Origin of the sequence: Bradyrhizobium diazoefficiens (assembly GCF_016612535.1) — a bacterium.
GTDB lineage: Bacteria > Pseudomonadota > Alphaproteobacteria > Rhizobiales > Xanthobacteraceae > Bradyrhizobium > Bradyrhizobium diazoefficiens_C.
Genome location: NZ_JAENXS010000005.1, coordinates 20,605 through 42,308, shown reverse-complemented (window position 1 = coordinate 42,308; position 21,704 = coordinate 20,605). Strand labels below are relative to the sequence as shown.

The window sequence follows — 21,704 nt, the reverse complement described above, 5'->3', positions numbered from 1 at the left end:
CTCAGCGGCCCTTGAACACCGGTTTTCGCTTTTCGCGGAAGGCCGCCAGCGCCTCCTTGGTGTCTTCGGTCTCCGCCAGCGCGGCCGTCTGGCCTTGCTCGTAGCGGTAGCCGTCGCGCAGCGGCATTTCCTCGGTAAGCCCGAACGAGCGCTTTGCGGCGACGACGGCAAGCGGCACTTTCTCCGCGATCGTGCGTGCGATGCCGGTGGCTTCATCGAGCAGCTTCACCCTCGGCACGCACAATGACGCCGCGTTCATCCGAAGCAGCTCCGGCCCTGAGATGCGCTTGGCGGTGTAGATCATCAGGCGCGCATCGGAAGGGCTGAAGGCACGCAGCACGTGACGAACCCCACCGGCGAGGCCGTAATCGACCTCGGTCATGGACAGGAACGCCTCTTCGGCGACGACAAGGATGTCGCAAACGAGGGCAAGCACGCATCCCGCGCCGATCGCGGCGCCGTTGACCGCGGCGATCACCGGCTTCGGACATTCGAGCACGCAATCAAAGGACGCCCGGACCAGCCGGTTGTGCCGGGCATAGCCGCCCGGCTCAGCCAGAATTCCCGGCCGCTCGGACAAGTCGGCGCCCGCGGAAAACGCTTTGCCGTCTCCGGTAAGCACGATGGCCCGGACATCCACTTCTGCCCCGAGCACATCGAAGATGCGCACGCTTTCTTCGCGGAAGCGCCGATCCTGGGCATTCACCGGTGGCGCGGTCATCGTGACAGTCGCAACATGGCCCTCGACCGTGACGCGAAAGCGCTCGATATCCTCGAGTCCCTTCATGCTTGCTGCTCCTCCTTAAAGCCGTAGAGTTCACCGGGGTTGACGACCAGGATGCGCCGAATGAGTTCGGCGTCCCCAATCCATTCTTGAACGAGATCGGCGAGACGGCCTGCGTCCGGTGCTGGCTGTAAGCGGACATACGGCCAGTCGGAACCCCATACGAGGCGCGATGGCGCGCGCTCGACGAGCCGGTCATGAAGCGGACGGACGCGGGCGTAATCCGCTGCGTCCGCAGCGACCCTGCAGAGCACCAGCTTGAGCCACAGCGAGCCGTCCGCAAGCAGATCGACGATCCGGGCAAAGGCTGCGCCATCCGGCCCCTCTGCCGGCTCCGGGCAACCCATGTGATCGACGACGACGGGAATTCCGAGGCGAAGCAATGCAGGTAGGTGCTCCGCGAGGTCAGGCGCTTTGGCCCAAAGTTGAGCGTGCATGCCAAGCTGGCGCATGCGCGGCGCAAGTGCATGGAGCACCGCAAAGCCGACGCTGCCGGGATAGATTTCACCGGAAGGCGTCCGCATCTCGGTGAACCGCAATCCGACAATGCCGGCCGCGCGCCAGCGCTCGAGGGTCGCATCGCCAATGCGGCCATCCGCGACAGCTACCCCGCGCAAAGCCTGGGGCGCACCGGCGATCGCCGCCAGCATGGCGCCGGGATCGTGGGCGTAGGGTGCGGGTTGCGTCAGCACGCCGCGTGCGACGCCGATGGTGCGACGAAGAGCGGCGTGAATCTCCGGTCCCGCCTCAGGGAGCGCATAAACCGACCTCTCGACCGGTGGAAATTGGGCGAAGGGCCCGAACACGTGGCTATGTGCGTCGCAGGCTCCCCGCGGAAGCGGATGGGCAGGCCTCGAGACGGGCGGGGGAGGGACGGTCAGGAAGGCCCCAACGCTCACGACGAGGCTCCCAGCTTTCCCGCCGGCAGCATGACGAGATCGCTCTCGCAGGGTAGCCCTTCAGCTCCTTCGGGAAGAGGCAGCCGGTGCGCGTTCAGCGTGATTGAGACCATGGTGTAATAACCGATGACGGCCGTCAGCTCCACCACGCCGCGCGTTTTCCAACGGCGAGCAATCGCGTCGTAGCTCTCCTCTGCAACCCCGCCGGTCTGCTGTAGCGTCCGCGCAAACTCGTAGACTTCCAGATCCGCCTCTTCGGAGAAGACCGGCGCGCGTTTGGCGCGGATTGCATCGATCACTGTCTGCGGTAGTCCGGCCGCGGCGGAGGCGCGGGCATGGACCCACCATTCGACCTGGCTCGTCCAGCGACGCGCCGTGACGAGGATAGCAAGCTCGTTCAAGCGCGGCGGCAGACAAGTGCGATAGCGAAGGAACTCCCCGAATTCGGACCAGAGCGCCGCGAGCTCCGGGCTGTGGATTGCGGCGCGGAGCGGACCGATCATCTCGCCGCGAGGCCCCGACACGACGCGATCGTGGATGCGCCGCTGCTCGGGACTCATTTCGTCGACGCTCAATAGTGGAACGCGCGCGTCTTGGCAGATAGCTTTCGCCGTGCTGACGATCTTCATATGATGTCCTCGGCAGCGAGGGTCGCGATGTCAGCGTCGCTCATGCCGATCTCTTCGAGAATCGACCGGGTATGCTGGCCGAGCGTGGGGGGCGGGCGATCGAAGCGCAGCCAAGCATCCTGCATCCGGATCGGGCTGACGATCTGGGGTAAATGACCGGCGATCGGGTGGGGCAGGTGGCGGAGCATCTGCCGGTGCTGGACTTGAGCGTCGGCCAGAACCTGGTCGATCGAGTTGATGGGAGCGGCGGGTACGCCAGCGTCATCGAGCGCCGCCACGATGTCTCGTCGCGTCTGCTTGGCGAACTGCTCGCCGAGCAGGGTCGTCAACGCCGTGTTATTCGTCACGCGGGCTGCGTTCGTACTGAACCTCGGATCGCTCGCCCATTCGGGCTTGCCCAGCACGGCGCAGAGCTTCGCAAACTGCGCATCGTTGCCGACTGCCAGGACGAATGTCCCGTCCGCACAGGCGAACACGTCCTGTGGCTGGATGTTCGGGTGCTGATTGCCGCCGCGCGTTGGGATGCGGCCGGTCAACAGATGGTTCATGGCCTGGTTTGCGAGAATTGCCGCCGAAACGTCCAGCATCGCCAGGTCGATGGTCTCTCCCTGGCCCGTCTGTGCCGCACGGATCAGCGCGGCCTGGATGGCGACCGCGGCGTACATGCCGGTCATCAGGTCGATGATGGGAATGCCGACCTTCTGGGGGCCGGCGCCGGGACGCCCATCGCGTTCGCCCGTGATGCTCATCAGCCCGCCCATCGCCTGGATGGCGAAGTCATAGGCGGCCTGATCGCGGCGCGGGCCGTCCTGACCGAAGCCCGTCACTGAGCAATAGACCAGTTTGGGATTGCGCGCCCGAAGCGAATTCGCATCCAGGCCATAACGAGCGAGCGCACCTGCCTTGAAATTCTCGATGACGACGTCGGCTGTCGCCGCGAGCAGCCGGACGATGGCCTGCCCTTTCGGCTGCGCGATGTCCACGGTGATCGACCGCTTGCCGCGATTGACCGCGAGGAAGTAGCCCGCATCCTTGGTGATCCGGCCCTCCGCGTCCTTCAGGAAGGGTGGGCCCCAACTGCGCGTGTCGTCGCCGCTCTCCGGCCGCTCGACCTTGATCACATCCGCCCCCAGATCGGCCAGGATCTGCGTGGCCCAGGGCGCAGCCATGATGCGGCTGAGATCGAGCACTCGGATATGGTGGAGCGGCCCGGTTCGTTCGGCCGGTCGGGTGTCGTCAGCCATTAACGGCCTCCGTGGCTCGCGCGGAAGGACGCATGGCGAAGCTCTCGTGCCATTTGGAAAGGTGAGGACGGCCGGTGCGCCAGTCGAGCTCGGCAAAACGGAAATCGGTGTAAGATAGCGCACAGCCGAGCGCGATCTCGCCAATACCGAAACTCGACGCCGGAGCATCCGCCGCTTGCTGTTCGAACCGATCGATTGTCGCGTTGGCCTTGGTCGCGAACGCTTCGAGCCACGCCTCTGTCTGTCGCTCCGGCGGCTTGCTGCGCTCGTTTCGCCACAGGATCAGCACGTCGAGCAGGCCGTCCGCGAGTGCCTGCCGGCTGAGAGCGCGCCAGCGCTCTGGCCCTTTAAGGGGTACCAGCACACCGGGTCCTGCCAGACTGTCCAGATATTCGACGATCGTCCGCGAATCGAGCAGGACATCACCGTCGTCCAGGACCAGGGTCGGAATCTTGCTCAGGGGATTGTCCGCCATGATGATAGGATTTGGCGTCGGCAGGGCTGCAACGCTGCGCACGCAGGTGATGCGCTCGGCGAGCCCGAGCTCATGTGCGGCAACCATCACCTTTCGGACGTACGGCGAACGAGGGGACCAATGAAGCTTCATGGCCGACCTCGTCGGAAATGGACATCAGCCACCGGGCGTTTCCTGTTGTGCGGTTATGATGCTCTCGCCTTAAAAGGAAAAAGGTCATATGTCTAGCCTATTGGTCGTCGTTGCCATGCAGCCCTGTCATGCCTAGCCGCACCAGACCCCCAGCCAAGCCGGATCTGTCGCGCAGCAATGTTGCCCGCTACGTTCAGCTAGCGACGCTGTTTCGCCGTCATATCGACTCGGGCCACTGGCCGGCAGGTGGCCAGATTCCGACGGTCGACGAGCTGGCCGCCCAACATGGCGTGGCACGCGCCACCATCCGCCAAGCGCTCGGCATCCTGGAGAGCGATGCCCTCATCAGTCGCTTCAGGGCGAAAGGGACATTCGTCAACGCGCAGAAGCGCCAACATCTTTGGCTTGACATGACCACTGATTGGCGCGGCCTTCTCAATGCGCGAGAGGGCGCCGTCATCGAGGTCTTGGAGGAGGAGGATGTCAGCGTTTTGCCGCGGCGGTCCCATGATATCGGGACACCCACGTCACGGTATCGCCGGCTGAGGCGGCGTCATTCGCGGGAGGGGCAGATCTTCCTGGTGGCCGACGTTTTCATCGATGCAGAGTTCTTTCCGCTCATCCCGCGGGAAGCCTTGAACAGCACGACGGCGATGCGTCTTGCGACCTTTTTTCCACGCAATATCAGCCATGCCCATCAGACCATTGTCATCGGCTCCGCCGATCTCGAAACGTCCGCGCTGCTCGAAGTTCCGCTGAACGCGCCCGTTTGCCTCGTTGATCGATCGGCCGTCGATGATCGCGGACGCCTCATTCTCTTGTCCAAGGGCGTCTATCGGGGAGACCTCGTTCGCCTGGACATGCGCCTCTAGTGACGCGCCGCTGGACAAGCTTAGGCCTATAGTCCATATTTATGGCATAATCACAACGGCTCGCCGGGAGCGTAGCCGAACGGGAGGGCGCGCGTGACGGACACAACCATCGATATGCCGGGCCGCCACGAGGTGGATGCGACGTTTCGCAAAGTGGCCTGGCGCCTCGTTCCGATCTTGATGCTCGCCTACGTGCTCGCGTTCATCGATCGCGGCAATGTAGGTTTCGCGAAACTGCAGTTCATGGGTGATCTGCATTTCAGCGAGGCGACGTTCGGCCTTGGCGGGGGCCTTTTCTATCTCGGCTACAGCGTCTTCGAGATTCCGAGCAATCTGTGGCTCGCCCGCATCGGAGCACGGACCACGCTGCTGCGCATCATGGTGTGCTGGGGGCTTTGCTCGGCGGCGCTCGCCTTCATGACTGCTCCTTCTCATTACTACATTCTTCGGTTTCTGCTGGGGGCGGCCGAGGCTGGCTTGTTTCCGGGGGTGCTGTTTTATCTCACCACCTGGATTCCTCCGTCGCGCCGGAGCCAGTTCACTGCGCTGTTCATGTCTGCGATTGCCATCTCCGGCATCGTCAGCGGGCCTTTGTCAGGAGGGATCCTGGGTGCCACCGACGGGCTGCTCGGCCTGAAGGGCTGGCAATGGCTGTTCCTCATAGAGGGGTTGCCTTCGGCGCTGACGGGCCTCGTCATCTACTTCGTGCTGGCCGATAGCCCCCAGACGGCGAAGTGGCTCTCCGCGCGTGAGGTTGCCATCATCACTGCGGAGTTGCAGAGCGAAGCGAATCCAGGCCAGCAGCAGCATCAGCATAATTTCGCAGCTGCTCTGTGCGATAAGCGCCTGTATCTCCTTTCCGGCATGTCGGTCGGCCTCATCGCGGGCGGAGCCGGAATTCCGCTCTGGCTTCCGACCATTCTCCGGGGGACCGGAATTCACGACCCGCTCGCGCTCGGTCTGTTCTCTGCCATTCCCTACATTGTCGCCGTGGTGGTGCAGCAACTCATTGCGCGGAGCTCCGACCGCTTGCGCGAGCGTCGCTGGCACGCCGCAGCGCCGACACTGCTTTGCGCGATCGGATGGCTGTTGCTTCCGCAAGCGATGGGGCACCCATGGATGGCGATTGGCCTACTGACGGTGATGACAGCCGGATATCTCGGCGCAACCGGGCCATTCTGGACGATGCCCAGCCTCTATCTCTCGGGACCGGCGGCGGCCGGCGGAATCGCGATGATCACGACGTGCGGCGGCATCGGCGCATTCTTTGCGCCGACGTTGGTCGGCTGGATGACCACCGCAACAGGGTCATTGACGTACGGATTATACTCCTATGGAACGATCATGGCGCTCGGCGCAATGATAATGCTCCTGGGAACGAGCCCGATTGCACCTGCGACAGCAGCGACAACGCAGGGTCACGAGGGTGATCTTCGGTTGGCAGCAAAGCACGGAGTTGATGTCTGACAAAGTCCGACATGGCGGTGGCAATACGGCCCGTTGCCGCTCACCCGTCTAAACGTTGCAGTAGGCGGCCTGGCACAACCCATCGGTGAATATTGCCGGCATTTGGTGGTCGAGTTCACCTAGGAGAGTTATGACCAGAGCTGTTCTCGGCCGCCTTGCGGTCACTCATGATGAGGAGAGATTTGGAAGCCCTACGAAGTGCGCGTCCTCTCACGTCGTAGAAGAGCCGGTGATCCGTACCCAAGTTCCGTCCTGAAGAACTTGAGCGGTGTTGCGGACCGTATTCATCCGACGTTGCCGGTGATCTCCTCCAGAACCCTGCCTCGCATTTCAATGAAGAAAAGCAGGACCGTAACGGCTCCCGCCGCTGCGGCCGCGCCAAAGAACGCTAAGACCGCCCGGAAGTTTCCCGATTGCAAGAGGAGGCCGACTATCGCAGGGCCCAAGGTGGAAGCGATCCGAAACCAAGAACTTGCGACGCCCCCCTAACGCTCGCATACTCGTCGGGTAGATCTCCCCCACATACGCGGAGAACATCGCCATCCAGGCTGTCAACGTCCGAAGGGCGTAACCGCCCGCGAACAGGTTTCGGAAGTGAGCGGGTGTGGGCCTCGGTGCAATTGGCTCTGCCAGCACAGGCGGAAGCGGGCGCTTGCCGAAACCGGACACGCTGTCTTCGGTGGAAGCCATCGCTCTGCCGGCCCGAGCGGCATCTCCCCTCTCGGCGATCCAACGCGGCGATTCCGGCAGGATCCGCGGTAGAATGAAAGCAAGTACCACGGGGAGGCCGCCGATCACGAACATCGAGCGCCAGCCGTAGTGTGGAATCAACCAGATGGCGGCCAATGACGTGATCATCGCTCCAAAACCGAAGAGGACGTTTAGCAGGAAGACCAGGCGCCCGCGGAAACGACTCGAACTAACCTCCGTCATGTAGGTCAGTAGCTCACTTGCCACGCATAACTTCGTTGCCCGTCGTCAAATAGTCGTGGGCGAGCCATGGCAAGCTCTGCACCACGCGCGCCTGTGAGCGCGTCCTCGTCACCAGAGCCGAAACGGTATTTCGCTTCGGCGTCGGCGACCGCCGCGAGATATCTGTCGCGCAAAATCGGTTTTAGCGAAGCTGGGACAAGTGAATCCATTTGGAAATTGCATCCATCGAGGGGGAGGGAAATATCACCTAGTCTGTAGGCCCAAGCAACCTTAGCTTGTGCATAAGGTTCGATTGCCTTTACTGCGTGGGATGTTCAAAGCGGATGGATGCGGCATTGAAGGTGGCTGTGCTGATAGGTGTTCTTCGTTGTCGCTCGCCGGAGCCCGTCGGGCAGGGGGCCGCCGCTTTGCGGCGTCGTTATCACTGTCATTGCGCGGGCGCCTTGTTAACCGGTCTCGCGACTGCACTCGCTTTCGGGTCCCCCCGCCATTCCATGTCGGCGTCGCTATCACTGTCCCGAAATCGGGTGCCTGTATTTCGGACTCGTCATGAGCCGAGCCTCTGGCGCAACGGCGGTCAAGTCTTGCCCGTGCCGTACGGGTTCGACAGATCGGGGTTTTCACGCGCGTGTCTTGACCACATATGTTCCGCGAAGCGCGAACAATAGACTTGCGCGAGCCGCCGCTGATCGAGGCGGTGCAGCGCGGCCGCGTCTGGCCAATTGGAGGTGAACTCGATCAGCTTCTCCCTGGGCGTGTCCGCATGACTTTCCCAGAAGAAGTCGAAGGCATCGAGCGGCTCGCTTATCTCGCGCGTGACATCCTTGACAATGCCGAAGAAAGTCTCCGGGGAGCGCTTGTAAGCGGCCATCTCGGCGTCGCTCAAATCGTTTGCGCAAATGACGTGCGTTCCGTCGGCGTACCGGTAGGTCCCGTAAGCGCGCCGCTCGGGCTCAAGGACGACGGCATCCGTCAGCACCGCAGGCACTTCCCGTCCATCGGCGAGCGGAATCAGGTATGCCGATCCAATCAGAAGACGCGGGAGGGAGGAATCCTTCGGTTCGTCGGGGAGCCGGTCGTCGAACGTGCTTGGGACCGTTTGTTGTCGGTTGAGTGCCTTCCGCAGCCAGTGCAGCTCAAGATGCTTATCGCGCGCATCGACGAGCTCCAGGATGGATCGGGCGGGTGTGCGGCTGGCAAAATCCGGAATCTTGAACCCGCAGGCCAGCCCTACATCGGTGAAGACGGTGCCGTCGAGCGCATGAATGGCGCCGAGGTTTGTCACCATGACGTAGGCGGGTGGTGCAGGGCGCCCCTCGATCGTGAAGTCCTTTTCGGCCTGTTCGATCTCGGCATCGATATGCTGCATCCAGTCCGGCATTTCACCCGGGGCCCCGGTTCCTGCGCGGTTCAGCTCGATGAAGATCATGCGCTCGTGATCGGCCTGCTTGCACAAAGCCTTGTAAAGCTGATTGCGGATGCGGGGCGGCTCGGCGCTCGCTCCCGAACGACTGCTCAAGGAGGTAACGGTCTTGGCCTCGACAGAAAACTTGCGGCCCGTGTCCTTGTGTGTTGCCGCTAATTCGCAATGCGAGCGGTTGGAGTCCGTCTCGTCCTCCAGCTCGATATGAAAACCGGCCCGAGCCAGGCTGCCGATGACGCGGGCTTCGTAGACGGCACCTTCGAAGGTCTGCGCATTGCGCAAGCGCGTCAACAGCAGCTCGGGCAGCTCGGCGTTGTGCGCGCTCAAAAAGAGATCGTAGGCTAGGCCGAGATAGGCCCGCACCGCGCCAGTCATCTCGGCCGAATAGATGCCATCCGGTCCCTTGGGCAGGGTCTGCTGCAGCATGCAGACCTTGTGATACCATTTGAGGAGCGGTGACGCTCCACTTCCGGTTTGGCGAGCTCTGTGTTTCCCCATTCCGACGTAAGCTTCACCTTGATGTAGTCGAACAGAAAATCGGGAAAGGTGCGCCATGTCTTCCAGCGCACCTCCTTGCCGACGCAGACGACGCGATAGCCGTGGTTCTCGAATGAGATGATCGGCTTGCCAAGGCCCTGCATCAACCGGCGCTGGTGCTCGCGGGCCTCCTGCCGCGCGGCTTCCAGCTGTATCCTGGCAAGAGCGTCGGGCGAGGGGCCGGTCATGTGCCGCCCGATTTGCTGACGCCTATGTTCATCGCGTCCTTGAACGCCGGGATCACGAGAGGATCGTTCAGGACGCGTTGGATAGGGGCAGCAAGATCGTCACCAAGCATCTGCTGGGCAGCAGCGATCTTTTGCGCGGCCAGCTAGGCGTAGACCAGAATGCCCGGCGAGCCTCGCTCGGCAACGCCAAAGATCGTGACTGCTAGTGTCATGCGTTCTTATTGTTCTTCCTCAAGGATTCCAGGCTGGCTGTCGGCCAGATTGCCATCGATCAGTTCAGGCAGCTACATGGACTCGAACACACGCTTGAGCAGTTCCAGGGTGCCGGGCGTCTTCGGGCTGTTGGAGCCGGGCTGGAAGGCAGCCTATAGGCGGGAAATGCACCTAACCTCTTCGCCCATCCGCGTAAGTCATTGAAATCGCAACAAATGCGACCGCCCCTCCGAGCGCACCAAGCGCCTAATTCGTTGAAATACAGGGGGTTTTAAGAATTGCCCGCAAGGAAGCCCCTTGCGCTGGCATAACCCACAGGGATTTTTCGCTGCAGGCGGCGCCGCCTTAGAGACGAGAAGAGTCATGGCTTCACCGCAGCACGTCTTCTCTTCGGCTACGATCGCCGAATCCCCAATCGAACCTTCACGGCTTCAGTCCGACCCAGGATGGGTTCATTTTGCGCGATAGAACAGCGCGCGTCCGGTTGGGAACGGTGGCGGTCCGCGCGTTGGATGGATTCAATGCGCCAACCGTGTGCATCAGTTCCTGGATAGCAACGGTCGAGCGATTGACCTCTCGCTCAGCGATCAGCTTGTCCAAGATCTGAGGCGAACGAATTTGCATCTGACGATCTGGACGGAGGTCAAGCAAAAGTCCTCGCCCGACAGTTAGGTTCGGATTGACGAACGGCAGCGCATTGTCACTTCGTCGCGTCAGCGATCGTCATGGCAAGTCTACGCCCAGTCCTTTCGCGCCTGCATCCAGCCGATTAAGCGCTTCGGTATCGTTGCCGAGAGCCGCGCGGCCGCTGCGAGCCGCAGCGGATGCCTGGTCCCGCTGACCGAGGACCACATAAGAACGCATCAGTTGAATCCATCCATCGACGTCGTTGCCATTCCGCGTCAGCCGGTCGGCCAGGCGATCGACCATGCCTTTGATCATCGCCTGTTGTTCCTCAGTCGGAGACGTATTGGTGGGGGCTGGCGGATTGTCCCGTCGCGGCGACATGTTCGCTACAGGCGGGCCTGAAGCATCATCTATCGCGCCCAGGCGCTGGTTGAAATCAACGAGCTTTTGCGGATCGGAGGCAAAGGCCGACCGGGCCTGTGCAGTCGCGGCCGTGGCTTTCTTGTGCTCTCCAAGAGTTTCGTATGAGCGTACCAGCATCAGCCAGCTATCGACGTCACCACCCTTCCTGCTCAGGCGCTCGGCCAGCTTGTCGACCATGGCCTGCACCGGAGCGCTGTCATGTTCGGCCGGTCCGGCTGTCGTCGGGGCAGGTTGCTTGGAAACCTCCCGGGAAACGCCATTGAGCGGGCGATCGATGCTCGCCAGACCCATTTCGAGCCGGGCTAGTTTCTCGGGATCCGACGCGAGCGCGCGTCGTGCATTCACGATGGCGGCGTCGGCCTTGTCGCGCTCACGAAGGACCTTGTACGAGCGCACAAGCCTGAGCCAGCCATCCAGATCTCCGCCATTGATTTTGAGGCGCTCCGATAATCCCTCGACCATGGACCTGATCATGGCATCCTGTTGCTTCTCAGGCGCCGAAGCATCGTCCGCGGCTGCGACTGAAGGCGCATCGAGGCGTGCGAGTGCGTTGCGAACGGTATCGAGCCAGTCTGCATCAGGTGGCGCGGTGTCGATCAGACCGCGCCAGATCCTGGCCGCCTCATCCGGCCGGCCATCCTGTTTTGCCGCAAGTCCGATGTAAAAACCGGCGTCGACGCTGGTGGGATCGATCGATAGCGCCTGATTGAACGCTCTCCTGGCTTCGTTCGTCACGACGCCATTGGCAGCGGCAACAAGGGCCTCGCCTAGATTTTCCTCGCGGTCGGAGCTGTCGCCCAGGCCAGTTATGGCCTTTTGCCAAGCGCGCGCCGAATCGTCATATCGCCCCATCCGCATGTAGATTGGAGCAAGAATCTCCCAGCCGTGTCCATCGTTCGGCTTGCCCTTCAGATAGCTCTCGACTTGAGCGACCATGCCGTCAACCACATCATCAGAAGAGGATGTGGTTTGATCAGCAACCTCCATCCGGACCGTGCCAGGCGAGCCGAGCCGGAGATACATGCCGCCGGCAAATGTTGGCAAGAACACCATGCCCATTGCGAGTGCCGTGAGCCGGCGCACTTTGGTGTTACTACCACCGACCGGTAATTGGTTAGGCGTCTCGGAGGCCTCGGCCGCCTTCAGAAGTCGGCGCGAAACCTCGAGGCGTGCCGCGTCGGCGTCTGCCGTGCCAATCGAGCCGGCTTCTCGATCTCGATCGATTTCGATGAGTTGATCCTTGTAGACCGCGACGTCGCTGCCGGACGGAGCGGTTCGACCGGCAAACGCGATCGGCCAAACGACGGCGGCGAGAGCTGCTATCGTCATCAACATCAGAACGAGCCAGAGTGGCATCATGCTCTTTCAGACCAACAAGCGCCGCCGGACCACGGCTGCCCGATGTGATACGCAAGGGCCGGTTGCGGCATCACAAGTACGGGTTCGACACACAACGCGTCGCCGGCTGTCCGACCTCAAATGGATTGCAACATCTTGCGGCGCCGCCTGTGGAAGCTCCGACCAATCGGTTGGTCTGAGTTAAGCCGCTTTCCCTTGGTGCCGCAAGCAGCGCTTGGGGCGGCGTTTTGGGATTGCGGCGCATCGGATCGGCTCTCGCTTCAGCGGGACGGCGGTGCTGGTGACCTTAGTGTTCGTTGAGAAAGTCGACGCGGGCCTCGAGATCGCACGGCGGGTAGGGTTCCGCGACGGGCTGCAGCCGCTGGGTGTCTTTGTGCTGAAGTTCGACCGCGCTCGAAATGGTCAGATGCATAGGGAATGTGCACGCGTTGCTCTTCGAACCATCCGGTCGAAGATCGACTGTTGCCGGGCAGGCACAACTCGTGGAGAATCTACGCACGATCGAAGGATGAGTCCGTCAGACCAAGCTTCCGGCATCGATTATGTTCTTAAACCTGCTCCAGTGCGCGCGGTTTGCCCGGGAGGGCCAAGAATTTTGTTTGCGGACTGTCATTTGTTAAGGGTATCCTTTTTCCTTATTCAGGGGCTTCATCGAATTCGTTGCACAATTTTTGCGTGAAGCCCGATAGCGATTGGTAGTTTGATTATGGCTCGCGTGATTGGAAGGCGAGTTTGGCATGTGGCCGCATTGATTGCCGCCTCGGCTGGTTCCGTGCTGCCGGTCACAGTCGATGCCCGCTCCCCATCTGATGCCTTGGCTGTACATGGCACGGCCGCGACCGATCTCGCCCGGCTCGAAAAATACTGGGCCGAAGTCACTGGCGGCAAACCGCCATCGACCTCGCCCCACAATCGCGGCGCTTCGGCTCCTGATATCATTCGGCTCCGAGACTATTTGGCAGATGTCACTAGCGCCACAGGCCGGCCACGTCAGATCGTTGCCCAGGGCAACAACGATGATCTGTTGATCCCGCAGACTTCTCCCGCGCCGGCCCCGTCCGGGTCCAACAAGCCTGCCGGGGATGACCTGCTGACGCCAGCGCCGAGTGGCGGCGATTTGCTGACCCCGGCCCCTGGCGGCAACGATCTCTTGACACCGGGCGCCAACAATCCCGCAGACGCGCTGAAGGTCGCGCCAGGTGCCGCCAAGGATTCGGACGAGGCGAAAAAGAAACAGGCGGATGATGAGGCCAGGCGAAAGGCCGCGGACGCGGAGCATGAGAAGCTGTTCCTCGAGACCAAGTATCCGTCGGCGAGCACGTGCGCCGTCTGCCACGTCAAGCAATTCGAGGAATGGTCGGTCTCACAGCACGCCTATGCTCAAGTCAGCGTCGTGTTCAACGCGATGCAGACCAAGATCAATATCAACAGCGGCGGCACCAATGGCGATTTCTGCATTCGCTGCCATACACCGCTCGGGATGAACCTCAACGAGTCAGTCTACGGTTCCAACCTCGACCGATCGCCGGCGTCCCGGGAAGGGATTACCTGTGTGGCCTGCCACCGGGTCAATCAAGCATACGGCAAGATCAGCGCGCGGATGGCGACCGTGGAAGGTGACATTTATTCGCCGGTCTACGGCCCGAAGGGCGGCGCTGAGCTCAAACGGGTGCTGAGCAAGCCGGAAGAGTACCGCGTTTCGACATCCAAGGATCAGCCCGGGCGCGCCATCCATGGCTCGGTCAAGCAGGCGTTCTTTCTCACGAAGCCGATGTTCTGCGGAAGCTGCCACGATGTCACGCTGCTCAATGGGTTCAGGCTGGAGGAGGCTTTCACCGAATTCAAGGCATCGCCCGCGATCAAGGAGAGAGGCGAGAAGTGCCAGGATTGCCATATGGGCCGGGTGCAGGGTGTCGCGTCGGGCTATGATTTCGGGCCGGCTGCAATCGTCGGCGGTGTGCCGACCAAGGACCGCAAGATCACCAACCATACCTTCGCCGGACCCGACTATTCGGTGATCCATCCCGGGATATTCCCGTTCAACGTCGACGCGCAGAAGCTCAAGTCGCTCGCGGAATGGCTGCAGTTCAACTACAAGGCCGGATGGGGCACCGACGAATTCGAGAAAGCGGCCCCGAAGGACTACAAATTTCCCAAGGCTTGGGAGTCCCGTGACGAGCGCTACGACGCGCGAGCCATCATCAAGACGCAGTTCGAACGTCTGGCAAAGGTGCGCCAACTCCGTTTGCAGGTCTTGCGCAACGGTATCCAACTCAGCGACATCAATGTTCTCAGGCGGGATACCGGCGGCCTCCAGTTTGCCGTCGACGTCATCAACGTGACCCAAGGGCACGCCGTGCCAACGGGGTTCGACGCTGAGCGTCTCTTCTTCCTGGAGGTCACCGTCACCGACAGCCGCGGCAACAAGGTCTATGTCTCAGGGGACCGCGATCCCAACGGCGATGTCCGGGACACTCATTCCATATACGTGCACAACGGCGAGTTGGAGGAGGACAAGGACCTCTTCAATCTGCAATCGATCTTCCTGGTGCGCACGCTTCGTGGCGGCGAACGTGAGCAGGTTCTGCCAACCAATCTTTCGGCCGACGTGCTGCCTTTCGTGCGGCCGGAAACCAGGGCGACGGTTCTCGTGGGGCACCCGCTCGGTGCGCGCAAGCACAAGCAGACCATCGAGCCTTTGGGGCGGCGGACCGCCACCTATACCGTGCCTGCCGAGAAGCTCAGGAGCGGCGAACGCTACAAGATCACGGTCCGGTTCATCGCGCAGATGATACCGAGCAACTTGATCGATACTGTCAAGGACGGCGGTTTTGACTACAACATGAGCCCCGCCGAGATTGCCCGTGCGGTCGTCAATGGAAGCGTAGCCGTCAGGACACGAAGCGCCGACGTGGTTTTGCCTTAGGTCTGGCAACGGGGGTTGGGTGGCATGCGAACGGGCCGGTTGCTGATCTTTTGCGGAGCCGCGCTGGCTCAGGCGGCTGGCATGCCCGCGCCCGCCGGAGCCGGGCCGGCCGAGCAGGAGTCCACCGAGGTCGCCGCGCTTGCCGCGGCGCCATCAGGGGCCGCCGAGGCAGATCACATGGGCAAGAAGAAGCCGAGCGTCCGTCGCAGGCCGGCGCCTCAAGGTGAGGAGGCGGTCCATGCCGAGGCGACTCATGCCGAGCTTGCCCACAGCAAGAGCCGCCTGAGCGAAAAGCCGGTGCCGCTGCTGAAGGAACACACGCAGCTGCCCGAGCGAAATCCGCCGATCATCGAGTGGAACGAGCCGTTCCTGGGACCTGGAAACATCAAGTCGGGGTTCAAGATCCCCACCGGCGCAGTGTGGCAGCCGGCCTTCTGGGTGTTCGGCTCCGTTCAGAGCAATGCCGGGGTGTTCAACGACGGCGTCCACCCTGGCCGGGAATATGGGTCCGGTCGGGCTGATATTTTTGGCCATTTGCAGCTGACGCCCACGGAGCGGGTGGTCATCGGATTTAGCCCGCTCTCGCAAGGCCCCAATCTGGGCACCGGCGTACTGAACGTCGATGGGCAGGGCACGCAATTCGTCAACGCGTTCAACCCGAATATCCAGACTTTCTTCTTCGAGGGCGACACGCGCCAGTTGTTTCCGGGTATCGATCCCGACGACCGAAGGGGCCTCGATTTCGGTTTCTCCGTCGGCAAGCAGCAGATCTTTTTCCAAGAAGGAATCATGATCAACGACAACATCCAGGCGCTGGGGATCACGAAGGATACGATCCAGATACCTGGCCTCACTCAGGACATCCGTGTGACCGGAGTCTACGGCTGGGGCGACCTCCGGCGCGGCGATGCTCAACCCCTGCCGGATCACTCAGCCCAACTGCTCGGTGTGTTTACTGAAACGGACTTCCGCAGGAACGTCGTGACGTTCGACTTCGCCTTCGTCAACAGTGACAATCCGCGGGATTGGGCTGGGGTACAAAGGGGCGGTTCGGGTGTTTTCTGGGGCGCTTCATCGACACAGCGTTTCGGAGACATCAACACTGCGTTCAGGATCAACACCTCGACGGCGCTCGATGCAAAGGGGCCATGGGTCAATGACGGCGTCCTGCTGTTGGCGGAAATCTCCCAGACACAGAAAGGTTCGAACGACATTCTCTATGCCAACGTTTTCTCGTCGTTTGGCAACTACACCTCGGCTGCCCGCAGCGCCCAGGTCGCCGGTCCTCTGGAACGCGCCGGCATCTTGTTCAGCCCGCTGGCTGCGGGCTTGGCCGGTTCGCCGCTTCCGAGCGATGCATATAGCGCATCCTTCGGCGGCGCCATTGGTTACCAAAAGTTCTTCGGTCCCAGGAAACAGCTGACCATTGAACTCGCCGGCAAGGGATTTACCAGCGGCGATATACGGGGCGTCAGAGAGAGCGTCGTGGCAATCGGCGCTCAGTATGTGCAGGCGGTCGACAGCAGGACCAGCGTTCATGTGAACGGCTTTGTGCTGGAGACGCTCGAGCAGCATTTCGGGTATGGTGCCGCTGTAGGAACGACGACACGATTCTGATTTTTCTTTTTGGAATGACCCGGCCATTCGGAAGGGCAGCTCATGTTGGCTGTGGCACTACAATTCGGCGGACTGTTCATCATCGGCGCCGTGCTGTTGCAGGCGGGTGTAACGCTGTTCGCCGACGTCGGACATGCCATTCGCAGGCGGCAGATGGATCGTCGAAGGCTTGCCGTCTTCAAGGTCCAGAGTGACGCCCTGCTTCGTCGCGCCAAAGCTTCCCACGAGCGAGCCGAACTGACCTGGTCTGGCAAGCGGAAGTTTCGCCTGGTGGAGCGGAAGATCGAAAACCGCGCGAAGGATGTCTGCTCCTTCTATCTGGCGCCGCACGATGGCGGGGCCTTGCCCCCATTTCTGCCGGGGCAGTTCCTGACCTTCGAGCTGAAAGTACCTGACCATCCCGTCCCGGTTGTTCGGTGCTATTCTCTGTCCGACAGCCCGCTCGCCCGTGATCGATACCGGGTCAGTATCAAGCGCATACCGCCACCGCCAAAAGCAGGACCCGACATTCCGGCCGGTCTGTCCTCGAGCTATTTTCACGAGAGCCTGAAGGAAGGCGACATCGTTGATGTCAGGGCGCCCGCGGGCCAATTCCATCTCGACACCGCTTCGGAACGTCCTGTCGTGTTTATTGCGGGCGGCATAGGACTGACGCCTGTTTTATCCATGTTCAAGTGGCTGGCCGATACCGGCAGCAGACGGACGGCATGGTTCTTCCTCGCGGTTCGAAACGGCAACGACATCGCACTGCGCGACGAAATCCGGGCTGTCGCTAACACAAACCGGAAGCAATTCCACACCGTTACGCTGTATTCCGACCCGACGAACGAATGCATCGAGGGTGAGGATTACGACTGCAAGGGATTTCTGAGCATCGATTTGCTCAAGCGCTATCTGAATACGTCGAATTACGAGTTCTACATTTGCGGTCCACCGCCGATGATGGAGGCCGTGGTCAAGGCGCTCTCGGAATGGGGGGTGCCTGAGGCGGATATCCACTTCGAGGCCTTCGGACCCGGATCGGTCAAGAAGGTCCAGAGGCCGGAATCGGATGCAGAGGCTGCCGCGGGATTCAAGGTAGAACTCGCGCGGTCGCGTAGATCTCTGGTCTGGACCAAGGAGGCGGGGAGCTTGCTCGAGTTGGCCGAGGCAAACGGCATTAGGATCAATTCGGGATGCCGGGCGGGTAACTGCGGCACCTGTGTTACGGCTGTCAAGCGTGGAAGCGTAAACTATCTCGTCAGACCGGCGACCGATCCGGCACCCGGTTCGGCGCTGCTCTGTATCGCGCATCCGACCGCAGATATCACCCTGGATGCGTAAAGCGACTGATCAGATCGGATACTGCGGGCAAGTGACCGCCCGCTTGATGGACGGGAGACGGAAATGACAATCAAGCCGACGAATTTGGTGGCGCCCGTCTGGCTGGCGCGGATCGCGACGGTGATGCTTCTCGCTGGAATCGGAGTTTCCGTCGCGCGCGCGGCCGATCCCGAATTGGTTGTCGGACCCAATGCCTGTGCCGAATGCCATAAGAAGGAAGCGACGATCTGGCAGCGAACCCATCATTTCACGACGTTTCGGGACCTTCCCAACAACAAGGACGCAGATGCCATAGCGGAGAAGATGGGCGTCAAGCGGCTGAAATCGGAAAGCCTGTGCCTGAACTGCCACTTTACCACTCAGGCACCCGACAAGGTGATTGCCGGTATTTCGTGCGAGTCCTGCCATTCCGGAGCCAAGGACTGGGTCAAGGTGCATTCCGGGTTCAGCGGCAAGAAGGAAGGGCAGGAAACAAAGGCCGAGATCGCCGAGCGATGGGAGAAGTCCGAGGCGGCGGGCATGATCCGTCCGACAAACTACTACGCTCTCGCCAAAAATTGCCTCACCTGCCACGTCGTACCGAATGAAAAGCTCGTCAATGTCGGCGGACACGCCGCCGGAAGCAGCTTCGAACTTGTGAGCTGGAGTCAGGGCGAAATCCGCCACAACGTCTGGTTCAACAAGGGCGCGTCGAATCCGGAAGCTTCGCAGGCTCGCAAACGCATGCTGTTCGTGGTCGGTCGCGTGGTCGAGCTGGAAGCCGCTTTGATCGGCGTCAGCAAAGCCACCGCCAAGGACACTTATGCATTGAAAATGGCAACGCGAGCCGACGTCGCGCGCAAGGCCGTTGCCGCGCTGGCCAATGTCCTGCCCAATGCGCCGGAGCTCAAGGCGATTGCCGACGTGGGCCAGGGCGCCGGACTGAAGCTGAACAACGAGGCCGAGCTGGTCGCGGCGGCCGGCAAGGTCTCCGAGTTGGGCCAGAAGTTCTCCAAGGGCTACGATGGCTCGGGCTTCGCCGCGGTCGACCAGTACATCCCCGGCGCCGACAAATACAAAGGCCAGGTTTCAAACTAAAGTTTCAAACTAAAGAGGTCTCATACCGAAATGGCTGAGCCGGTCTCGGAGCTCGTCGAAGAACGTAATCGCCGATGGGATGAACCGTTCGGCGACGAACCGCTCGACGGCAAAACCGTAGCCCGCATTCTCTCGCTGCCAAGCTTCGCGAATGTCGACCCGGCCGAGTTCCAGGCATGGCTACCGCTCGATAAGATCATCGCGAATGACGGGCGCTTGCGAAAATTCCAGCGCGGGGAGGTGATCATCCGCAAAGGCGATTACGGCAATTCGCTGTTTATCGTCCTGGAAGGTGGCGTCCTCACGCTCCCTTCGATTGAGTCCGAGACGGGCGCCGCCCGGACGCCAAAGCGTGGGGTGAGCTGGTGGCGATCGATCGCGCAGCTGCTTGCGCGTGCCAAGCCTCCCGAGTTTAGGCCGACACGGCGGCGGCAGCGCGGGCGCAGGCCGGTGGCGTCCGAATCGGCTGTGCCTAGCGGACTGGGAAAGATCGAAATCGATGATTCCAAGCAGCGGTTTTCGGCGGTCGCTCTCCGAGCGACCGAGGTTTTTGGCGAGCTGGCCGCGCTGACTGGAAGGCAGCGCACGGCCACTGTCGTGGCGGCCGAGAACGACACGCTTTTGTTCGAGCTGCGATGGCAGGGTGTTCGCGACATCCGCACCTGGTCCACGGCGTTCCGTCAGCGCATAGATCAGCTCTATCGCGAGCGCGGTCTGGTCGGCCGACTGCGGGAAAGCCCGATTCTTCGTCATTTGGACGCACAAGCGCTGGACGAGATTGCAAGGGAATCGCTGTTTGAAACCTACGGCAACACCGATTGGACGCATCGCTTCAAGAAAGAGAGGCAGAGCGACGTCAGCCGCGTGATCGAACAGGAAACCGTGATAAGCGAGCAGGGGGCCCATGTTGACGGCTTGCTATTGATTAGCCGGGGCTTTGCCAGAGTGACCGAGCACGTCGACTACGGCGAGCAGGCGATTGATCATCTGTCCGTCAACGATGTTTTCGGCCTGGACGAGATCGCGTCCATCGCAGCCGGAGACGCCGGCGTGGTGTTAAAGGCAAGTCTGCGCGCCATCGGCTATGTCGACATCATTCGGATTCCGACCAAACTGGTGTGCAAATACGTGCTTCCGGGCCTTCCTGCCCGTCCTCGCAACAATAAGAAGGCCGTGTCGAGACGGGAGCCTGTTGCGCTGAAGATGCAGCAGGAGATGATGGATTTTCTCGTCGATCATCGCTTTATCAACGGCGAGAAAGCGATGGCGATCAACCTCGATCGCTGCGTCGGCTGCGACGATTGCGTGAAGGCTTGCGCCACGGCACACGACAACAATCCGCGCTTCAGGCGGCACGGCTTCTCGCATCACAACCTCATGGTTGCCAATGCCTGCATGCACTGCACCGATCCGGTCTGCCTGATAGGTTGTCCAACAGGCGCCATCCACCGCGAAGAGGGGACCGGGACCGTCGTGATCAATGACGGCACCTGTGTCGGCTGTGCTACCTGCGCCAATGCGTGCCCTTACGACAACATTCAGATGGTGGACATCCGCGACAAGTCGGGCGCTTTCCTGCTCGACAGCGAAGGCCTGACGATCAGTCGCGCCACCAAGTGCGACCTTTGCGCCGATCAATTGACGGGACCGGCCTGCGCCCAGGCCTGTCCCCACGATGCCCTGATCCGTGTTGACATTCGCGATTCCAGAAAGTTGCTGGCGTGGCTCGGTTGACCTCATTGTTGAGCAGGAACACTGCGATCAATCTGGCGGTCGCGAGTGTCGCGTTCGCGCTGTTCTTTTTCGAGAATGCCCGGCGTGATATTGCCTTGCATAAAGTCCAGTTCTTCAGCGGGTGGAGTTTGTTTGCCTGCATCACCGTGATGATGTTGCTGGGTTGGCGCAAGAAGGTCGTCATCCTTCCCTTCGGTCGTGTCAGGTTCTGGCTGCTCGTGCACTATTACGTCGGCTTCCTGACGATCGCGGTCTTCGTCGTCCACACCAGATTTGAGCTGCCCGGGTCTCTGTTGCATTGGCTGCTTTGGGGCCTGTTGATGTTTGTCACCCTGAGTGGGCTGGCAGGCGCAATTATGAGCAAGATCCTGCCGCCGCGCCTCGAGGCGCAGGGGGAGCGGATCCTGTTCGATCGCATCCCGCTGTTCAGGGCCCAGTTGGCGGAACAGGCCGAGGCGATCGCGCGGGAGTCGGTCCAGGACGGCAACACCCGGAGCATTGCCAGGCTCTATATCGACACCCTGAGCGACTTCTTTGCGGGGCCTCGTAACATTCTCGCGCATTTGGTGGCATCGAAGGTGCCGCAGGCGCGGCTTGTCGGGCAACTGTCCGCCATTGAGCGATATCTCGACGAACCCGGCAAGGCTCGCCTGCAGAAGATGCGCGATCTCATCGAGGCCAAGAGCAATCTCGATTTTCATTACAGCAATGGCGGGCTGCTGCGCATTTGGCTTTTCGTGCATGTCCCTGCGACCTACGCGCTGCTGGTTGCGATCGCAGTCCATGTGGCGTTGGAATACGCCTTTGCGGCGAGTTAGGTCG

At 61.4% G+C, this 21,704-nt stretch carries 18 protein-coding genes; 8 read left to right on the top strand and 10 right to left on the bottom strand.

The window, feature by feature from the left end:
- Position 1: 1 nt before the first annotated feature.
- The 5 genes from JJE66_RS35445 to JJE66_RS35425 are packed head-to-tail and all read right to left on the bottom strand — an operon-like array spanning position 2 to position 4,163.
- Entirely contained in the window at positions 2 to 787 is a 786-nt protein-coding gene (locus tag JJE66_RS35445) for an enoyl-CoA hydratase/isomerase family protein (RefSeq protein WP_200520437.1), read from the bottom strand.
- On the bottom strand, positions 784 to 1,683 hold the full coding sequence (locus JJE66_RS35440) for an amidohydrolase family protein (RefSeq protein WP_311980249.1): 900 nt from the start codon (positions 1,681 to 1,683) through the stop codon (positions 784 to 786). The genes JJE66_RS35445 and JJE66_RS35440 overlap by 4 nt, the downstream gene beginning before the upstream one ends.
- The gene (locus JJE66_RS35435) at positions 1,680 to 2,312 is read right to left on the bottom strand and encodes a carboxymuconolactone decarboxylase family protein (RefSeq protein ID WP_200520435.1); all 633 of its coding nucleotides are present in this window, start codon (positions 2,310 to 2,312) and stop codon (positions 1,680 to 1,682) included. The genes JJE66_RS35440 and JJE66_RS35435 overlap by 4 nt, the downstream gene beginning before the upstream one ends.
- Positions 2,309 to 3,556, bottom strand: a complete 1,248-nt coding sequence (locus tag JJE66_RS35430) for a CaiB/BaiF CoA-transferase family protein (protein ID WP_200520434.1) — start codon at positions 3,554 to 3,556, stop codon at positions 2,309 to 2,311. Before JJE66_RS35430 ends, JJE66_RS35435 begins: the two co-directional genes overlap by 4 nt.
- Positions 3,549 to 4,163: a glutathione S-transferase family protein gene (locus JJE66_RS35425; protein ID WP_200520433.1), complete on the bottom strand. Its 615-nt coding sequence runs from the start codon at positions 4,161 to 4,163 to the stop codon at positions 3,549 to 3,551. Before JJE66_RS35425 ends, JJE66_RS35430 begins: the two co-directional genes overlap by 8 nt.
- Before the next feature lie 128 nt (positions 4,164 to 4,291).
- On the opposite strand from JJE66_RS35425, the gene JJE66_RS35420 reads away from it, so the two are divergent.
- Positions 4,292 to 5,035, top strand: a complete 744-nt coding sequence (locus tag JJE66_RS35420; RefSeq protein ID WP_200520432.1) for a GntR family transcriptional regulator — start codon at positions 4,292 to 4,294, stop codon at positions 5,033 to 5,035.
- A 114-nt stretch (positions 5,036 to 5,149) separates the two neighbouring features.
- Positions 5,150 to 6,502, top strand: coding sequence for an MFS transporter (locus JJE66_RS35415; RefSeq protein ID WP_200520431.1), 1,353 nt, complete (start codon positions 5,150 to 5,152; stop codon positions 6,500 to 6,502).
- A gap of 330 nt (positions 6,503 to 6,832) precedes the next feature.
- On the opposite strand, the gene JJE66_RS39055 is transcribed toward JJE66_RS35415, so the two are convergent.
- The 5 genes from JJE66_RS39055 to ccmI all read right to left on the bottom strand — a co-directional run bounded on the left by JJE66_RS39055 (position 6,833) and on the right by ccmI (position 12,205).
- Positions 6,833 to 7,435: an MFS transporter gene (locus JJE66_RS39055; protein ID WP_409362864.1), complete on the bottom strand. Its 603-nt coding sequence runs from the start codon at positions 7,433 to 7,435 to the stop codon at positions 6,833 to 6,835.
- A 5-nt stretch (positions 7,436 to 7,440) separates the two neighbouring features.
- Positions 7,441 to 7,644, bottom strand: a complete 204-nt coding sequence (locus JJE66_RS35405) for a hypothetical protein (RefSeq protein ID WP_200520429.1) — start codon at positions 7,642 to 7,644, stop codon at positions 7,441 to 7,443.
- Positions 7,645 to 8,012: 368 nt separating this feature from the next.
- Positions 8,013 to 9,284 carry a hypothetical protein gene (locus tag JJE66_RS35400; protein ID WP_200520428.1) on the bottom strand — a complete coding sequence of 424 codons (1,272 nt, stop codon included), beginning with the start codon at positions 9,282 to 9,284 and terminating at the stop codon, positions 8,013 to 8,015.
- Positions 9,230 to 9,583 carry a hypothetical protein gene (locus JJE66_RS35395; RefSeq protein WP_200520427.1) on the bottom strand — a complete coding sequence of 118 codons (354 nt, stop codon included), beginning with the start codon at positions 9,581 to 9,583 and terminating at the stop codon, positions 9,230 to 9,232. Before JJE66_RS35395 ends, JJE66_RS35400 begins: the two co-directional genes overlap by 55 nt.
- 936 nt (positions 9,584 to 10,519) lie before the next feature.
- Positions 10,520 to 12,205 (bottom strand): c-type cytochrome biogenesis protein CcmI, encoded by a 1,686-nt coding sequence (gene ccmI, locus JJE66_RS35390; protein ID WP_200520426.1) that lies wholly within the window; start codon positions 12,203 to 12,205, stop codon positions 10,520 to 10,522.
- 739 nt (positions 12,206 to 12,944) lie between these two features.
- On the opposite strand from ccmI, the gene JJE66_RS35385 reads away from it, so the two are divergent.
- The 6 genes from JJE66_RS35385 (at position 12,945) to JJE66_RS35360 (ending at position 21,700) form a co-directional block, all read left to right on the top strand.
- Positions 12,945 to 15,131, top strand: a complete 2,187-nt coding sequence (locus JJE66_RS35385; RefSeq protein ID WP_200520425.1) for a multiheme c-type cytochrome — start codon at positions 12,945 to 12,947, stop codon at positions 15,129 to 15,131.
- 81 nt (positions 15,132 to 15,212) lie between these two features.
- Complete coding sequence (locus JJE66_RS35380) at positions 15,213 to 16,748, top strand: hypothetical protein (protein ID WP_200520424.1); 1,536 nt, start codon at positions 15,213 to 15,215, stop codon at positions 16,746 to 16,748.
- Positions 16,749 to 16,790: 42 nt separating this feature from the next.
- Positions 16,791 to 18,071, top strand: coding sequence for a 2Fe-2S iron-sulfur cluster-binding protein (locus tag JJE66_RS35375; RefSeq protein ID WP_200520423.1), 1,281 nt, complete (start codon positions 16,791 to 16,793; stop codon positions 18,069 to 18,071).
- A gap of 63 nt (positions 18,072 to 18,134) precedes the next feature.
- The gene (locus tag JJE66_RS35370; protein WP_246756817.1) at positions 18,135 to 19,148 is read left to right on the top strand and encodes a cytochrome c family protein; all 1,014 of its coding nucleotides are present in this window, start codon (positions 18,135 to 18,137) and stop codon (positions 19,146 to 19,148) included.
- 30 nt (positions 19,149 to 19,178) lie between these two features.
- Complete coding sequence (locus JJE66_RS35365; RefSeq protein ID WP_200520422.1) at positions 19,179 to 20,882, top strand: 4Fe-4S dicluster domain-containing protein; 1,704 nt, start codon at positions 19,179 to 19,181, stop codon at positions 20,880 to 20,882.
- Positions 20,879 to 21,700 (top strand): hypothetical protein, encoded by an 822-nt coding sequence (locus JJE66_RS35360; protein ID WP_200520421.1) that lies wholly within the window; start codon positions 20,879 to 20,881, stop codon positions 21,698 to 21,700. Before JJE66_RS35365 ends, JJE66_RS35360 begins: the two co-directional genes overlap by 4 nt.
- The last annotated feature ends 4 nt before the right edge of the window (positions 21,701 to 21,704 follow it).

Bases quoted from the DNA above. Each gene is read 5' to 3' on its own strand.
- JJE66_RS35380 (WP_200520424.1), top strand. From the start codon at position 15,213: ATGCCCGCGCCCGCCGGAGCCGGGCCGGCCGAGCAGGAGTCCACCGAG.
- JJE66_RS35395 (WP_200520427.1), bottom strand. From the start codon at position 9,583: ATGACCGGCCCCTCGCCCGACGCTCTTGCCAGGATACAGCTGGAAGCC.
- JJE66_RS35430 (WP_200520434.1), bottom strand. From the start codon at position 3,556: ATGGCTGACGACACCCGACCGGCCGAACGAACCGGGCCGCTCCACCAT.
- JJE66_RS35445 (WP_200520437.1), bottom strand. From the start codon at position 787: ATGAAGGGACTCGAGGATATCGAGCGCTTTCGCGTCACGGTCGAGGGC.
- JJE66_RS35415 (WP_200520431.1), top strand. From the start codon at position 5,150: ATGCCGGGCCGCCACGAGGTGGATGCGACGTTTCGCAAAGTGGCCTGG.
- JJE66_RS35370 (WP_246756817.1), top strand. From the start codon at position 18,135: ATGACAATCAAGCCGACGAATTTGGTGGCGCCCGTCTGGCTGGCGCGG.
- JJE66_RS35400 (WP_200520428.1), bottom strand. From the start codon at position 9,284: ATGCTGCAGCAGACCCTGCCCAAGGGACCGGATGGCATCTATTCGGCC.
- JJE66_RS35425 (WP_200520433.1), bottom strand. From the start codon at position 4,163: ATGAAGCTTCATTGGTCCCCTCGTTCGCCGTACGTCCGAAAGGTGATG.
- JJE66_RS35365 (WP_200520422.1), top strand. From the start codon at position 19,179: ATGGCTGAGCCGGTCTCGGAGCTCGTCGAAGAACGTAATCGCCGATGG.
- JJE66_RS39055 (WP_409362864.1), bottom strand. From the start codon at position 7,435: ATGACGGAGGTTAGTTCGAGTCGTTTCCGCGGGCGCCTGGTCTTCCTG.
- JJE66_RS35405 (WP_200520429.1), bottom strand. From the start codon at position 7,644: ATGGATTCACTTGTCCCAGCTTCGCTAAAACCGATTTTGCGCGACAGA.
- JJE66_RS35375 (WP_200520423.1), top strand. From the start codon at position 16,791: ATGTTGGCTGTGGCACTACAATTCGGCGGACTGTTCATCATCGGCGCC.
- JJE66_RS35420 (WP_200520432.1), top strand. From the start codon at position 4,292: ATGCCTAGCCGCACCAGACCCCCAGCCAAGCCGGATCTGTCGCGCAGC.
- JJE66_RS35435 (WP_200520435.1), bottom strand. From the start codon at position 2,312: ATGAAGATCGTCAGCACGGCGAAAGCTATCTGCCAAGACGCGCGCGTT.
- ccmI (WP_200520426.1), bottom strand. From the start codon at position 12,205: ATGATGCCACTCTGGCTCGTTCTGATGTTGATGACGATAGCAGCTCTC.